The sequence below is a fragment of the Stenotrophomonas terrae genome (assembly GCF_039674165.1).
Lineage (GTDB): Bacteria > Pseudomonadota > Gammaproteobacteria > Xanthomonadales > Xanthomonadaceae > Stenotrophomonas > Stenotrophomonas terrae_A.
The window spans coordinates 1-15471 of record NZ_JBDJMY010000017.1 but is presented as its reverse complement, the minus strand read 5'-3'; the positions used below and the strand labels follow the sequence as shown (position 1 = coordinate 15471).

The 15471-nt window shown below is 64.0% G+C and carries 12 protein-coding genes; 3 read left to right on the top strand and 9 right to left on the bottom strand.

Annotated elements, in window-relative coordinates; translation table 11 throughout:
* Positions 1 to 138 precede the first annotated feature (138 nt).
* Entirely contained in the window at positions 139 to 2577 is a 2439-nt protein-coding gene (locus tag ABE493_RS09780) for a penicillin-binding protein 1A (protein WP_346498740.1), read from the top strand.
* Between the two features lie 74 nt (positions 2578 to 2651).
* Positions 2652 to 3278, top strand: a complete 627-nt coding sequence (locus ABE493_RS09775) for a hypothetical protein (RefSeq protein WP_346498739.1) — start codon at positions 2652 to 2654, stop codon at positions 3276 to 3278.
* Positions 3279 to 3457: 179 nt separating this feature from the next.
* Here the strand turns inward: ABE493_RS09775 and ABE493_RS09770 are convergent, their stop codons facing one another.
* From ABE493_RS09770 to ABE493_RS09740, 7 genes are all read right to left on the bottom strand, one after another.
* Positions 3458 to 4732 (bottom strand): citrate synthase, encoded by a 1275-nt coding sequence (locus ABE493_RS09770; protein WP_346498738.1) that lies wholly within the window; start codon positions 4730 to 4732, stop codon positions 3458 to 3460.
* A 278-nt stretch (positions 4733 to 5010) separates the two neighbouring features.
* Positions 5011 to 5253 carry a type B 50S ribosomal protein L31 gene (locus ABE493_RS09765; RefSeq protein WP_057629116.1) on the bottom strand — a complete coding sequence of 81 codons (243 nt, stop codon included), beginning with the start codon at positions 5251 to 5253 and terminating at the stop codon, positions 5011 to 5013.
* A 99-nt stretch (positions 5254 to 5352) separates the two neighbouring features.
* Positions 5353 to 6288, bottom strand: a complete 936-nt coding sequence (locus ABE493_RS09760; protein WP_346498737.1) for a nucleoside hydrolase — start codon at positions 6286 to 6288, stop codon at positions 5353 to 5355.
* Positions 6289 to 6353: 65 nt separating this feature from the next.
* A complete protein-coding gene (gene recG / locus ABE493_RS09755; protein ID WP_346498736.1) occupies positions 6354 to 8483 on the bottom strand; it encodes an ATP-dependent DNA helicase RecG in 2130 nt (709 codons plus the stop codon).
* A 167-nt stretch (positions 8484 to 8650) separates the two neighbouring features.
* A complete protein-coding gene (locus tag ABE493_RS09750) occupies positions 8651 to 11056 on the bottom strand; it encodes a TonB-dependent receptor (protein WP_346498735.1) in 2406 nt (801 codons plus the stop codon).
* Positions 11057 to 11135: 79 nt separating this feature from the next.
* The gene (locus tag ABE493_RS09745) at positions 11136 to 12323 is read right to left on the bottom strand and encodes an SO2930 family diheme c-type cytochrome (protein ID WP_346498734.1); all 1188 of its coding nucleotides are present in this window, start codon (positions 12321 to 12323) and stop codon (positions 11136 to 11138) included.
* A gap of 9 nt (positions 12324 to 12332) precedes the next feature.
* Positions 12333 to 13562 (bottom strand): parallel beta-helix domain-containing protein, encoded by a 1230-nt coding sequence (locus ABE493_RS09740; RefSeq protein ID WP_346498733.1) that lies wholly within the window; start codon positions 13560 to 13562, stop codon positions 12333 to 12335.
* A gap of 120 nt (positions 13563 to 13682) precedes the next feature.
* On the opposite strand from ABE493_RS09740, the gene ABE493_RS09735 reads away from it, so the two are divergent.
* Positions 13683 to 14720 (top strand): AraC family transcriptional regulator, encoded by a 1038-nt coding sequence (locus ABE493_RS09735; protein ID WP_346498732.1) that lies wholly within the window; start codon positions 13683 to 13685, stop codon positions 14718 to 14720.
* A gap of 57 nt (positions 14721 to 14777) precedes the next feature.
* Here ABE493_RS09735 and ABE493_RS09730 read toward each other — a convergent pair whose 3' ends face one another.
* Both ABE493_RS09730 and ABE493_RS09725 read right to left on the bottom strand, forming a co-directional pair.
* Positions 14778 to 15161: a RidA family protein gene (locus ABE493_RS09730; protein ID WP_057629049.1), complete on the bottom strand. Its 384-nt coding sequence runs from the start codon at positions 15159 to 15161 to the stop codon at positions 14778 to 14780.
* An 81-nt stretch (positions 15162 to 15242) separates the two neighbouring features.
* Positions 15243 to 15471: hypothetical protein (locus ABE493_RS09725; protein WP_346498731.1), on the bottom strand; the 229-nt coding region annotated here is incomplete at its 5' end.

Genomic DNA, 15471 nt, shown 5'->3' with positions numbered 1-15471 from the left:
AACCACCCGGAATGCGAGACGCGATCTGCATCACGCCGCCCAGCTGTATCTCATTTGCTCTCCCCAGGACGCGGCCCCAGCCGCTCCCCTGCGTAATCTATACTCTGCGGCTACAAAAACCGCAATCGGGACTTCTGGATGCCACGTTTTCGTCGCTGGCTGCGCTGGCTGCTGGCCCTCTTTGTCGCCTTCTCCCTGGTCGGCGCCATCGCCCTTGGCTCGCTCTATTACGTTGTCTCTTCCAAGCTGCCGGACGTGCAGGCGCTGCGCAATGTTGAATTGCAGGAGCCAATGTATGTCTATGATAACGAAGGGAAATTGATGGCGGTATTCGGCGAGACCCGCCGTTACCCGGTGCAGATGAAGGACGTCCCGGAGCGCCTGAAGCAGGCTTTCCTGGCCACTGAAGACGCCCGTTTCTACCAGCACGACGGCATCGATTACAAAGGTATTGCACGCGCTGTGTGGCTGATCGCCCGCACCGGCTCCAAGGACGGCGTACCCGGCGGATCGACCATCACCCAGCAGGTTGCGCGGCAATTCTTCCTCAGCAGCGAGGTCAGCTACACCCGCAAGTTCGCCGAAATCCTGCTTGCGCGCAAAATCGAGAGCGAGCTGAGCAAAGACGAGATCTTTGAGCTGTATCTCAATAAAAGCTTTTTCGGCAACCGTGCCTACGGCATTGGCGCCGCCGCCGAGTACTACTACGGCAAGAAGCTGGCCGAGCTGGACCTGGATGAAATGGCCTCGCTGGCCGGCATCCCCAAGTTCCCGTCCAGCGGCAACCCGCTGAGCAACCCGGAGCGTGCCCGCCAGCGCCGTGACAACTACGTGCTGCAGCGCATGGCCGATCTGGGCTACGTGAGCCAGGCCGAGGCGGACGCCGCCAAGGCCGTGGCCATGCATGCCAGCCCGCACGAGCCACCGGTGCAGGTCTACGCGCCGTATGTGGCCGAACTGGTGCGCCAGGAAATGATCGCCAAGTACGGCGGCGACGTGCTCAACAAGGGCTATCACGTCACCACCACCATCAATGGCCAGTTGCAGGATGCCGCCAACACCGCAGTGCGCGACGGCCTCATCACCTACGACCACCGCCACGGCTGGCACGGCGTGGAGCAGCATTTCGACGTGGCTGCCGATGCCGACAACACCGCGCTGGCCCGGCATATCGCCGGCATCCCGGCGCAGTCGGGCCTGCAGCCGGCGGTGGTTTCGGCCACTCATGCCGATGGCGGCATCACCGTGGTACTGGCCGACCGCAGCGAGCTGGTACTGCCGGTGGCCGCAAGCCGCTGGACCAACCGCAGCCCCGCCAAGCTGGTCACCCGCGGTGACATGATCCGCGTGCGCGCCGGCAGCAAGGAAGGCGAATGGCTGATCGACCAGATTCCGCGCGGCCAGAGCGCACTGGTATCGGTAGACGCTGAAAGCGGCGCACTGCGTGCCCTGGTCGGCGGCTTCAGCTTTGCCGGCAACAAGTTCAACCGCGCTACCCAGGCCCGGCGCCAGCCCGGCTCCAGCTTCAAGCCCTTCATCTACGCTGCCGCATTCGACAAGGGCTTCAACCCGGCCTCGATCGTGCTGGATGCACCGGTGGTGTTCCGCGACCGCCGCGGCAAGACCTGGCAGCCGCAGAACGATGGCGGCGGCTTCCGCGGCCCGATGCGCCTGCGTGAGGCCCTGGTGCAGTCACGCAACCTGGTCTCGGTGCGCCTGCTCGACAGCATGGGCGTGGACTATGCGCGCAAATACATCAGCGAATTCGGCTTCCAGGAAGCCGAACTGCCGCCGAACCTGTCGATGTCGCTGGGCACCGCTTCGCTGACCCCGTTGTCGGTGGCGCGCGGCTACGCCGTGTTCGCCAATGGCGGCTCGCGCGTGGACACCTGGATCATCGACGAGATCAAGGACCGCGACGGCAACGTGATCTTCAAGGAAAACCCGGCCATGGCCTGCCGCGGCTGCGGCGGCACCTCGACCGCCGGTGCGGCACCGGTCAGCCAGGTCGTGGACGGCTTCAATTTCGGCGCCGAGGCAGCACCGGCGCCGGTTGCCGCCAAGCCGGCCGAAGCCAAGCCCGAGGCGATCGAAGCAACCAAGCCGGTGAACCCGAACGCCCGTACCGCGCCGCGCGCCATCGATGAACGCACCGCCTACCAGCTGGTGTCGATGATGCGTGATGTGGTCCAGCGCGGCACCGGCACCGCCGCCAAGGTTCTGGGCCGCGAAGACGTGGGCGGCAAGACCGGCTCCACCAACGACCACCGCGATGCCTGGTTCTCCGGCTTCGGCGGCCCGCTGGCAACCACGGTCTGGGTTGGCCGCGACGATTTCCGCTCGCTGGGCTACCGCGAATATGGCGGCAAGGCAGCACTGCCGATCTGGATCGACTACATGCGCGTGGCATTGAAGGACGCCCCCATCGCCAAGAACGATCCGCCCTCGGGCATGGTCCAGGCGACGCTCAACGGCGCTACCGAATGGGTCAAGACCGAAGACCTGGACCGCGTACAGGACTTCGACTTCGGCCAGCAGGACCACGCCACCGACGACGCAGCCTTCGACATTTTCTGATCGAGCCGGCAGGTGGCGGGCGCAAGCCCCGCCACCTGCCTACAATCGGGCCAGCAGCCACCAGGTAGAGCCCGATGCCGTCATCGTCACCGCACTCCCTCCCACGCAACGCCCGCGAACGGCAGCTGATTGCGCAGGAAGCCGCTCGCCTGATCGCCGAAAGTGGCATCCATGATCTTGAACACGCACGCCGCAAGGCCGCCAGCAAGCTGGGCATCAACAGCGAAGCCCTGTGGCCACGGCTGAGTGAGATCGAGCAGGCGCTGCGCGAACACCAGCTGCTGTTTGCTTCTGCCAGCCAACCCGGCGCGCTGCGCCTGCATCGCGAGTCTGCACTGCAGGCCATGCAGTTCCTGCAGGCCTTCCAGCCACGTCTGGCAGGCGCAGTATTGAGTGGGCTTGCTGCCGGCAGCAGCCCGGTCATCCTGCATCTGCACTGCGATGACCCCGACGCGGTACAGCGTTTCCTGCACGATCAGCGCATTCCTGCCGAACCACGCACCTGGTCTTTGCGCCTGGCCGGGCATTCCTCAAGACAGCTTTACCCGGGCTGTGAGTTCGCCGCCGATGGCATCGCCTTCGAACTGGTGGTGTTGCCCGAAGATGGCCTGCGGCAGCCTCCGGTATCGCCGGATGACGGCAAGCCCCTGCCACGCGCGACAGTGGCGCAGCTCAAGCAGCTGCTGGCGCAGGAAGCGTAAGAGCACGGTAGTGCCGAGCCATGCTCGGCAGAGGCCTTACCGGCAAAGCTCCTGCCGAGCATGGCTCGGCACCACAGAGCTACCAATCTGCGCTTGCGGGAGAGAAACACAAACAAAAAGCCCCGCCGAAGCGGGGCCTTTTGCGGTAATGGTAGCGGCGCATCACTGCGCCACGGCCATTACTTGTAGTCGCGCACGTCGTGGCCGGTGTAGACCTGGCGCGGACGGCCGATCTTCATCTCCGGATCAACCTGCTGCTCCAGCCAATGCGACACCCAACCCGCGGTGCGGCCCAGCGCGAACATGACGGTGAACATCTCGGTCGGGATGTTCAGTGCCTTGTAGATGATGCCGCTGTAGAAATCGACGTTCGGGTACAGCTTGCGGGCGACGAAATACTCGTCCTGCAACGCAGCCTGTTCCAGCTTGATCGCCACGTCGAGCAGCGGATCCTGCACGCCGAGCTGGCCGAGCACCTGCTTTGTCATCTCACCGATCACCTTGGCGCGCGGGTCGAAGTTCTTGTAGACGCGGTGGCCGAAGCCCATCAGGCGGAAGCCCGAGGTCTTGTCCTTGGCCTTGACCACGGCGGACTCGACGTTGTCGGCCGAACCGATCTCTTCCAGCATCTTCAGCACGGCTTCGTTGGCGCCGCCGTGTGCCGGGCCCCACAGCGCGGTCACGCCAGCGGCGACCGAAGCGTACGGGTTGGCGCCGGTGGAACCGACCAGACGCACGGTCGAGGTCGAGGCGTTCTGCTCGTGGTCGGCATGCAGGATGAACAGCAGATCCAGTGCCTTGACCACGTCCTTGTTCAGATCGTACTTGCCATCAGCCGACTCGAAGGTCTGCTTCAGGAAGCGGCTGACGTAGTCCAGCGAGGTGTCCGGCTTGTTGGCCGGCAGGCCTGCACCGTGACGGTAGATCAGGGCCGACAGGGTCGGCACCTTGGCAATCAGGCGCACGGCAGCCTGGCGGCGCTGTTCGGCGTCGTCCAGATCCAGTGCAGCGTGGTACTTGGCCGACAGCTGCGCGATCGAGGCAGCCAGGATCGCCATCGGATGCGCGTCCTTGGCAAAGCTGCCGATCAGCGTGTTGATGGAATCATCGACGCCGGCTTCGGCGGTCAGTTCGGCTTCGAAAGCCTTCAGCTGGTCGGCGCTCGGGCGATCGCCATTGATCAGCAGGTAAGCCACTTCGACGAAGCTGGACTTGGCAGCCAGCTGCTCGATCGGATAGCCGCGATACAGCAGCACGCCCTGGTCACCATCGATATAGGTGATGGCGGACTTGCAGCTGGCGGTAGCGGTGTAGCCAGAGTCGTAGGTGAAGAGACCGGTTTCCTTGGTCAGCTTCGAGATATCGACACAGTTATTGCCCAGGACGGGTTTGACGACAGGCAGAACGACCGACTTTTCGCCGGCGTTGAGCGTGACCTGATCAAGATCGGACACAGTGTGCGCTCCTCAAGTGGAAGGCGCCTGTCCTGACGAATGGGGTGCGGGCAGGCGCGTGAAGGAATTCCGCAGTTTTGCACTGCGGTTCCGACGATTATCGCACAGCAGCATTTGCAGATTGCGAAGACAAAAGTCTTATAGCCGGGGATTCAGCGCGACACAGCGTCACACTGGCACTACCGCCAGATTCTGCAATGGTTCAGCCGTGCGACAGGCAAGACAAAACAACGGCCGCGCAGGGCGCGGCCGTTGTCTGTGCAGCAACAACAGTTCTATTAGCGCGCGTAGCGCTTCTGGAACTTGTCGATGCGGCCGCTGGTATCGATAACCTTGTGCTTGCCCGTGTAGAACGGGTGCGAAGCCGAGGAAATTTCAACCTTGACGAGCGGATACTCTTCGCCGTCTTCCCACTTGACCGTATCCTTGGAGGACATGGTCGAACGGGTCAAGAACTTGAAATCGGAGGTCACGTCGTGGAAAACGACGTTGTGGTAATCGGGATGGATATCGGCCTTCATGGGGCTCACACCGTATAGGCTGGTGGTCAAGACCGCCATTATAGGCCCGGCTTGCCGCAATTGGCAAGCCAGCCTCCAATCCCCTTCTTCAGCGGGCCGTTACTCGCCCAGCGCCCGGTGCACCTGGGCTTCGAAGCGGGCCTGATCGTAGCCGATCAGCAGCGCGGTATTGTCCGGCGCGCCGGTCTGGCGGTTCCAGTCGACGATGGTGGCACCACGGCTGCGGCTACCGGTCAGTTCGATCGACAGCGGCCGCTGCTCGACCACCTTGCCACCTTCCGGCTGCAACGCCCAGGCCATCGCCAATGCATCGGCGGCGTACCAACGCTCACCACGACTGTCCTCCGACCACAGCCGGGTCTTGCGCGAGATCAACTCATAGAAGCGCGCCTTGGCGGTATCGGCAGCCAACCACTGCTCGACATCGCGGTGCATCAAACCATGGGCGATGGTCGCCTCCCAATCCGCCACTTCGATAAACGGGAAGGTGCTGAACACGATATGCGCCGCTTCCGGATCGAAGGCGATATTGAATTCGGCAGCAGGCGTGATGTTGCCGTGGCCGGTGATCGCGCCGCCCATCACCACAAAGCGCTTCACGCGTTGCGGCAGGCTGGGATCGAGCTTCAGCGCCAGCGCGATATTGGTCAGCGGGCCAAGTGCAACCAGCAACAACTCGCCTGCGTATTGATGTGACAGCCGCAGGATCGCCAACGCTGCGTGCTCGGCTTCCACCTTGCGTGCGGTCAGCGGCAGGTCCACGTCGCCGAAGCCGTCGCGGCCATGCACGTGCGCAGCATCTTCAGCCGGGTACACCAGCGGATCGGCAGTACCGGCGAACACAGGCACGTCTTCGCGGCCAGCCACTTCGCACAGCTTCAGCGCATTGCGCACGGTGTATTCCAGGCCGACGTTACCCGCTGCCACGGTCAACGCGACCACTTCGTGTTGCTCATCGGCAAAGGCCATCAGCAGTGCGAGTGCGTCGTCCACGCCCGGGTCAGTATCAATCAGCAACGGTATCTTCTTGCTCATCTTCTGCTTCACTTCTGGTTGGTCATGGAGTCTGTCACCTCCTCCATGACAGTGGAAGCATGCAATCAGGCCGATGCGTAGCGCACCGCGCCGCCGATCCAGCGGCGCACGATCCGGTCAGCCAGATCCGGCGCATCGCTGAGCAGACGTTCGGCCAGATCGTGCACGGTTGGCAGCAAGCCCGCATCACGTGCCAGATCGGCCACGCGGAATGCCGCCAGACCGGTCTGGCGGGTGCCCAGCAACTCACCGGGACCGCGCAGTTCCAGGTCTTTTTCCGCGATCAGGAAGCCGTCGTTGGTGAGCCGCATGGTCTCCAGGCGTTCACGCGCCATCGCCGACAGCGGCGCCTGGTACATCAACACGCAGCTGGAGGCAGTGGCACCACGGCCAACACGGCCACGCAGCTGATGCAGCTGGGCCAGCCCCAGGCGCTCGGCGTTCTCGATGATCATCAACGAAGCGTTGGGCACGTCGACGCCGACTTCAATCACCGTGGTAGCGACCAGCAGATCGGTTTCGGCCTGCTTGAATGCGCGCATTGCCGCCTGCTTTTCCGCAGCTTTCATGCGCCCATGCACCAACCCGATGCGCAGCTCCGGCAACTGCGCCGACAATGTTTCAAACGTGGTCTGCGCGGCCTGCGCGTCCATGCGCGCATTGCCCGGCCCGGCATCTTCCTCACTCTCCTCGATCAAGGTGCATACCCAGTACACCTGCCGGCCCTGCTGACAGGCCACGCGGATGCGTTCAACCAGTTCCGGGCGCCGTTCGGCACTGATGGCGATGGTCTGTACCGGCGTGCGCCCGGGCGGCAGTTCGTCGATGGCCGACACATCCAGATCCGAATACGCCGCCATCGCCAAGGTGCGTGGGATAGGCGTGGCGGTCATCACCAGCTGATGCGGCACCACCCCGGCCGTTGCGCCCTTGTCACGCAATGCCAAGCGCTGGTGCACGCCGAAGCGGTGCTGTTCATCGACGATGGCCAGGGCCAGATCGCTGAACACCACGCTGTCCTGCATCAGCGCATGCGTGCCGACCACCACCTGCGCATGGCCGCTGGCTACGTCTTCAAGCACCTTGGCGCGGGCCTTGCCGGTGACTTTGCCGGCCAGCCATGCCACGCGTACGTCCAATGGCTCCAGCCAGCTGCGCAGATTGTTCAGATGCTGCTCGGCCAGCAGTTCGGTTGGCGCAGCCAGGGCCACCTGCTTGCCGCGCTCCACCGCCAGCATCGCTGCCAACGCAGCCACCACGGTCTTGCCCGAGCCCACGTCGCCCTGCACCAGGCGCAGCATGGGATGCGCGCGCGCCAGGTCCTTGCGGATCTCATCGAATACGCGCTGCTGCGCACCGGTCAGCTTGAACGGCAGCGACTCACGCAAGGCCTTGACCAGCCCATCGCGGCCGCGCAGCGCAGGCGCGCGGTGCTGCTGCAACGCGATGCGTTGCCGGCGCAGGCTCAGGTGATGGGCCAGCAGCTCTTCCATCGCCAGCCGCCGTTGCGCCGGGTGTGTGCCCGCACCCAAGGCAGCGATATCCGCATCGGCCGGTGGCCGGTGCATGGTCAGCAAGGCATCACGCAGCGATGGCAGGCCCATGCCGGCGAGAAAAGCCGGCGGCAACAACTCCAGCGCGGCGGCAGCGGGCAAGCGGTCCAATGCCTGCCCGATCAGCTTGCGCAGGCTGGCCGGGCCAATTCCCTCCACCGCCGGGTACACCGGGTCCAGCAGTTCGCCCAGCAGCGCATCTTCGCCATCACCGAGCATGTGGTAGCTGGGATGCACGATCTCCAGCCCATGCTGGCCCGCGCGCGGCGTGCCATAGGCGCGCAGACGCCGGCCGACGGCGAACTGCGCCACCTGCGCGGCGCGGAAATGGAAGAAGCGCAGCACCAGGCTGGCGCCGGAATCGTCGCTGATTGCCACCCGCAGCACCGGCCGGTAGCGGAAGCCACGCTCCACCGCTTCCACCCTACCCTCCACCTGCGCAGCCATGCCCGCCTTCAGCGCGCGGATCGGCAGCAGCGTGGTGCGGTCTTCGTAACGCAGCGGCAGATGCAGCCACAGGTCCTGCAAGGTGCTCAGGCCACGGGCTTCCAGCTTGGCTGCCACCCGTGGCCCAACCCCGGCCAGATGGCTCAGTGGTTCGGTGGATAGATCGAGGGTGGCGAGGTCACGGCGTGCAGACATTGCATAAGGATGCCGTCATGCGCCGCAAACAGAAACCCCGGCGTGGTTGGACGCCGGGGTTCCCTACTCCCCAAGTGCTGATTTACTGCTTTGTCGATTGGCGCCTTGGTGCGGTGTTGCCGGCCCTCACCCCAACCCCTCTCCCACAGGGAGAGGGGCTTTAGCCGTTAGAACTTCACTGTCATCTCCAGGCCGTAGGTGCGCGGGTCGGTGATGGTTGCGCCGACTACGCCCAGCGGGTCGTGGCCATAGGTGTTCAGGCCGCGCACGTATTGCTTGTCGAATACGTTGTTGGCGTACACCGCCCAGTTCCAATGCTTCAGCGGTGAGGTCCAGCCCACGCGTACGTCGGTACGCTGCTGGGATTCACCGATGTTGAGCAGCTTGCTGATGCCGCAATCACCCTGCAGGTCGGAGCCTTCGTTGCAGCGCTGAGCGCCGCGGTAGGCGTGACGCAGTGAGAAGCGCAGCTGGCCGTTGCCCCCCAGGTCAGCCAGATATACCGCGCCGGCCGATGCGCTGAAACGCGGTTCTCCGGTCGGTGCCCCGTCCAGATCAACACCTTCCGGCGTCACGTAGTTCTTGTACTTGGAATCTATCCATTCCGCCGCCGCATCCAGGGTGAGGGCGTCGGTGACCTTCCAGCGCATGTCGAAGTCCACGCCAGTGGCCTCCAGATCGCTGGTGTCGAACACATAGACGGGGATATCGACCGGATTGTTCGGATCCGGGTCGATCAAGCGGATCGCCTGGCGGTTGTCGTACTGGTAATGGAAGACGGACACGTTGTAGGAGAGGCGATCGAAGCTCTGCTTCAGGCCGATTTCCAGATTCCACACGTCCTCGTTCTCGAACGCTGGGCCGATCTGCAGCGCGTTGAAGCCACCGGCCTTGTAGCCCTTGGCCAGCGAGCCGAACACCATGGTGTCGTCGTTGAGGTGGTAGTCGACGACGAAGCGTGGGCTCCAGTCACTCCAGCTCTTCTTGTCACGCACCAGCTTGCCCTTGTTGGCCATGGCCGGTGGATCAATGAAGGCCATGTCGAAGGTCAGCAGTTCGCGGGTGATCGGGATACCCATCTGCGCCAGCGCCTGGAAGAAGCCCACCGCCTCCAGCGTGCCCAGCTTGGCCTCCAGCCCCGGCGCATTGCGCGGCGTATTGAGCCAGCTGAAGTCCTTCTCGTCGCGGGTGTAGCGCAGGCCGAAGGTCAGGTTCAGGCGGTCGGTGGCTTTCCAGATGACATCGCCGAAGGCAGCGTATGAAGTGGTCTCCAGCGTGTTGTTGAAGCGCTCGTTCCACTTTTCGCCGACCAGCGAGATCGGAATGCCGTTCATCTGCGCCAGCATCGAGGTGAAGTTGAACAGGCTGCCATCGGGGATGCCCAACTGATACGCCACACCCATGTTGCGGATGATGTTGTCCACCGCCTCGGTGTTGGTATTGACCTCGCTGGTCTGGCGCGCGTCCTCGTTGAAGTAGCTGGCGCCGGCCACCCAGTCGAAGCGCTCGTTGCTGCCGGAGAACTTGAACTCCTGGTAGAAGGTTTCGTTGCTCTCGGTGTTCTTCGAGTCCACGTACAGGTCGAAGCGGTTGGTACCGTCTTCCTCGGTGTGGTTGGTGGAGTCGTACTGGCGCCAGGAGCTGGTGGAGGTGAAGTTGCCCCACGACAAGGCGTGATCGACGATCAGGCTGACGCCGTCGAAGGTGCGCCATTCGGCGTTGTCGGCATCGCTGTAGGTCTTGATCTTGCGCGGGTCGAGATAGTCGTCCGGGTCCACCGGTACCGGCGGCCGCTGCGGGTACGCCGGCAACGGCACGATGCCGGTGGTGACGCGGCCGTTCTGGTCCAGGCTTTCATGGTCCCAGGTGACGTAGGCGGTGGTGTTGTCGCCGATTCGCGTCTGCCAGGCCGCGCGCGTGGCCCAGACGTTCTCGCCGCCCAGGTCCTTGCCGGTGGCACCGTCCTGGAACCAACCATCGCTGGTGTTGATCAAGGCATTGAAGCGCAGCGCGGAGTTGTCGCCGGTCGGGATGTTCCACATCGCGTCGGCGTACTTCTTGCCGTAGTTGCCCACGCGCACCGTGGCACGCGCCTCGGTTTCGGCTTGCGGCCGGCGGGTGATCAGCGAGATCGCACCGGCGGCGGTATTGCGGCCGAACAAGGTGCCCTGCGGGCCCTTCAATACTTCGATGCGCTCCACATCGACGAACGGCAGCAGCACGCCACCACCGCGCCCGCCGTAAACGCCATCGACGAAGATGCCCACCGCCGGATCGGTACCAATGCCGAAGTCATCGGTTTCAACACCGCGCAGCTTGAACGAGGGCTGGGTCGGCTGTACTGCGCTGATCACCAGGCCGGGCACCAGGCTGTCGATGTCGCCCAGGTTCTCCGCCGCCACGTCATTGAGCAGGCTCTGGTCGACCACCTGCAGGGCGATCGGCACATCCTGTATTTCCTGTTGCCGGCTCTGCGCGGTGACGGTGATGCGATCAAGCGTGGTGGCAGCATCCTCCGTCGCCGACTGTGCCATTGCCGGGGCAGCCGCCCCCAACACCATCAGCCCGGCCATGGCCCGCTGCAAACCAACTACCAGATTCCGTTGCTTCACTCGCATCGCGTTCTCTCCCACGCAGTGAGGTATGCCGGCGTCAGACCGCCGGCGGGCCCGTATTGCCCGGCTGGCCTTCGCCCGCCGAATCGCAGTTTGTCTTCAGCGCATTGATCCATTGCCGGATAAGCGCCACGCCCTCCTTGTGCACCACCGCGCGCCCCACCTCCGGCATCATCACCGCCGGGTCATCGCTGTCCATGCGGTAGGCGATGATCGACGCGTCGGCATCGCCGGGCTGGATGTCGTAACGGCGGTTGCCGGTGCCCTTGCCGGCAGCGATCGGCTGCTTGCACATGCCCAGTTTCAAGTGATCCTGGGTGGGCGCGTCCAACCACAGCCCGGAGGTGATGGCCGGCCCGGTACGGCTGTGGCAGTGCCCACAGTTCACGTCCAGATAGGCGCGTGCGCGTGCCTCCAGCGGCGCCGCCGGGTCGCTGGCATCGGCCATGCGCGGCAACTGGTCCGCCGCCGGCAGGTCTTTCAGATAGCCAAGTTTCGACAAATGCGCGAGCTGGTTGTCGCGGCCGCCGGCATAGTCGAAATCGCGATTGAGATGGCGCGCCTTGGGGCCGATCGGCTGCAGTTTGCGCGAGCGGTTGTCGGTGATATGGCAGCCGCCGCATTGGTTCTGGTCAGGCACCTGATAGGAAAACGCCTCGCGCGCACCATCGGCGGCGACCAGCTCCAGATCGACGCTGGCGCCGGTGCGTTGCAAGCGGGCTTCTGTCTGCGCCTTGTTCCAGACATAGGGCAAGGCCACCCAGCCTTCCTTGCGGTGGACCAGCAGCCGCGTCTCGATCAGGCGTACCTTCGACAGGTCCAGGGTTTCGCCCTGCAGCGACGACTGCGCCGGTGGCGTGCGCGCCACCGATTTGCCGTCGGCCGCGCCAGTAGCGGGCAATGGGTAGTAGAAGGTTTTGCTGAGAATGGTGCCGACCGGGAAATCAAGCGCGTGCTCGGGCTGGTAACCCGCCGCCTGGCCCTTTGGCATCCACACCGTGCGCAGCTTGTGCGCGTAATCACTGAACAACGGCGTGTTCAGGTCATACGGCACCACGCCATCATTGAGTGACAGCCTGCCATCGCGAACACGCAGCACATGCCACTCATCCAGCGTAGCGGGCTGGCCCTGCTCGAAGAAGTGCACCGCTTCCGGCTTGCCGCACCCGGCCAGCACCAGCAAGGCACCGACCAACACCATTCCCCGCACAATCAGCTTGCGCATGCCCAGGCCTCAACCACGCTTCAGGTCGATGGCCGGCAAGCGCGGCAGATCGCATTCGAATGGCTTGCCGTCCTTGCTCGGGTTCTTGTAACCGCCCGGGCCATCGGCGTTGACCACGCCACTGACATTGCGCAGGCAGATCTGCGGGCCAACCTTGACCCCGTCCACCATCCGCTCCTTGTTGTAATAGCCATCCCACAGCACATCGGGGAAGTTCCCGGTCAAGCCATACAACGCCACTTTCAGCGCCTTCAGATCCAGCCCATCGGGCGAGTCACCGCCGCCGGACAAGGTGTTGTTGTGGATGTAGATGCGCTCCGGGTAGGGATCGAAATTGGCCGAGGCGCTGCTGTCCTTGTAGCCGGTGGAATAGACGCTGGAAACGATGATGTTGGTGGTGGCGTTGTCGCGCACTTCATTGTCGAACACCTCGATGTCATCGTTGGAGTTGATGACGATGCCCGAACCGGCCGGCACGCTGGCCACCGGCGTGCCCTTGGCGCCGAAGTTTTCGTGGTTGTTGGCGATGACCTTGTTGTTGAACACGCGGATGTTGCCACCCTGCTGCGACAGGCCCGGCATGTTGAACACCAGGATGCCGCCGGTATTGCCGGTAGCCACATTGTCGTAGACGTCTGCGTTGCGGGTGTTCTCGACCTCGATGCCGGCCACGTTCTGCTCGGCGCGACTATTGCGCACGATCACGCCATCGGACTGGCCGACGTAGATGCCGGCATCGGAGGCGCCGATGGAAATGGTGTTCTCGATCAGCACGTTCTTGGTCAGCACCGGGTAGATGCCATAGGCGCCATTCTTGGTGCTGGGGCCGCCGGTCCACTGCACCTTGACGCCACGGATGGTGATGTTCTCCGACTCGCTGATCTTCAGCCCGTCGCCCTTGGAGTCCTCGATGGTGAGGTTCTCGATGGTGAAGTTGTCGCCATTCACCAGCAGCCCCTCGGCACCGGCCTTCTGCCCTTTGAAGCTGAGCACGGTCTGGTCCATGCCGGCGCCACGGATGGTCACCCCGTCAGCGCGCAGGCTCAGGCTGCGCTCGAACTGATGCCGGCCGGCCGGGATATCGATCACGTCGCCCGGCTTGGCATCGAGCAGGCGCTCCTGCAGGGTGGCCGCAAATGCCGCATCGGCGGCGGCCACGGCCGGCGCGGATGCCTGCTGCTGACAGCCGGCCAAAAGTGCCACTCCGGTGGCGATTACCCAGCTGATGCTGCGCTGCATTATCTTTTTCTCCCATACGCCGGCAGATGTTGGGCGCAGTCTGGCCTTCAGGAAGTGTTCACGCGAAGGGCAAGAACGGCATACTTGGGGGGGCAAAGCGGACAAGCTGGAGGGGCTTGCATGCATCGCAGGAGTGGCGGCGGCGACCGCCTGAGCATCGCCAACGTTCCAACCAACATGCTCTGTGGGCTGTTGCTGCTGGCCGAACAGCTCGGCCTCAACAGCGACAACTGGCTCAACGGGCTGCAATTGAGTGCCACGCAACTCAATGACCCCAGCACCCGCATTTCCTATCGGCAGGCGATAGAAGTGATACGCCGCGCCCTGCCCACGTTTCCCATCACCGGGGTCGGGCTGGCCATGGGCGGCAACCAGAACGGCGGCAACTTCGGCCTGCTTGGCCTGGCGATGAAGACCGCGCGCACGTTCGGCGATGCAGTGCGGATCGGGCTGGATTACCAGCGCAATCTTGGCCCTTTGATGAGCCTGAGCCTGGAGGACAACAACAGCACCAGCTTGGCCATCGTCGCCACGGCGCCGGACGAGGCCAATGACCTGCTGCCCTTCCTATGCGAGGAAATGTTTTCCAGCATCGTGATGCTCGGCCGCGAGCTTGCCGGCAATGAGTTCAGCCCGCTGCGGCTGGAACTGGGCTACCCGCCACCGAGCTGCATCGATCACTACCAGGCCTTGTTCCGCTGCGAACTGCGCTTCAACCAGCCACGCCATGCGCTCGTCCTGGACCAGCGCTGGATGCAGCTGCCATTTGCCAGCTACAACCCGGTCACCTCGCAACAGGCGTTGTCCCTATGCCATGCGCAGTTGGCCACCTTGGCTGGCCGCGGCGAAACCACTGCCGCCGTCGAGCGCCAGCTGCGGCCACGACTGCGTGACAACCCGCAGATGAGTGAAATCGCGCTGGCCCTGCACCTGAGCGAGCGCACCCTGCGCAGGCAGTTGGCCGACGAGGAGACCAGTTTCACCGAGGTACATGACCGGGTGCGCACCGAACGTGCGCTGGAACTGCTGCAGGACCCGGAGCTTGCGGTTGCAGCAATCGGCAACCAGCTCGGCTTCAATGATGCCCGCGAGTTCCGCCGCGCCTTCAAGCGCTGGACCGGGCAAACCCCAAGCGGCACCCGGCTGCCGCCGTCCTGAAATGCAGATGCCCGGTTTCCCGGGCATCTGCGGCAACAACCGGATCCGATGTAAGGATCAGTCGATGATCATGATCGCATCGACTTCGAACGCGGCGCCCTTCGGCAGGCCCGACACTTCGATGGTGGAACGGGCCGGGAACGGGGCCTGGAAGTATTCCTGCATCACGGCGTTGACCTTGGCGAACTCACCCAGGTCGGTCAGGTACAGGCCCAGGCGGACCATCTTGTCGAGCGAACCACCGGCTTCCTCGGCCACGGCCTTGAGGTTGTCGAAGGCGCGGCGAGCCTGTGCGGTCACGTCACCGGCGACGATCTCGCCGGTAGCAGGGTCCAGCGGGATCTGGCCGGAGAAATACACGGTGTTGCCGGCACGCACGGCCTGCGAGTACGGGCCGATGGCGGCCGGGGCGTTGGCGGTGTTGATGATCTGGCGGGACATGGACAACTCCAGTCTTGAAAAGGTGGGCCATTGTAACGTCGCCACCTTGGCGCCTGCCTGACCGGGCCAGGCGGGCTCTGGTCAAAAAATCACCAGCGCCCGCAAAGCCATGCAGCGCAAGGGCTGCAAAGGCTTATCCACAACTTGTGGATACAGCAAGACACAGCCTGTGTGGATAGCGCTACGCAGGTAGAGCCGAGCCATGCTCGGCTGGGGCGTTCCCAGCACATCCGCTGCGGCTTTTGTTTGCGGGCGCGGCGGCACCCGCGAAGCCGATAGGACATCCGGCTGGCGAACATCCCTGTTGCAC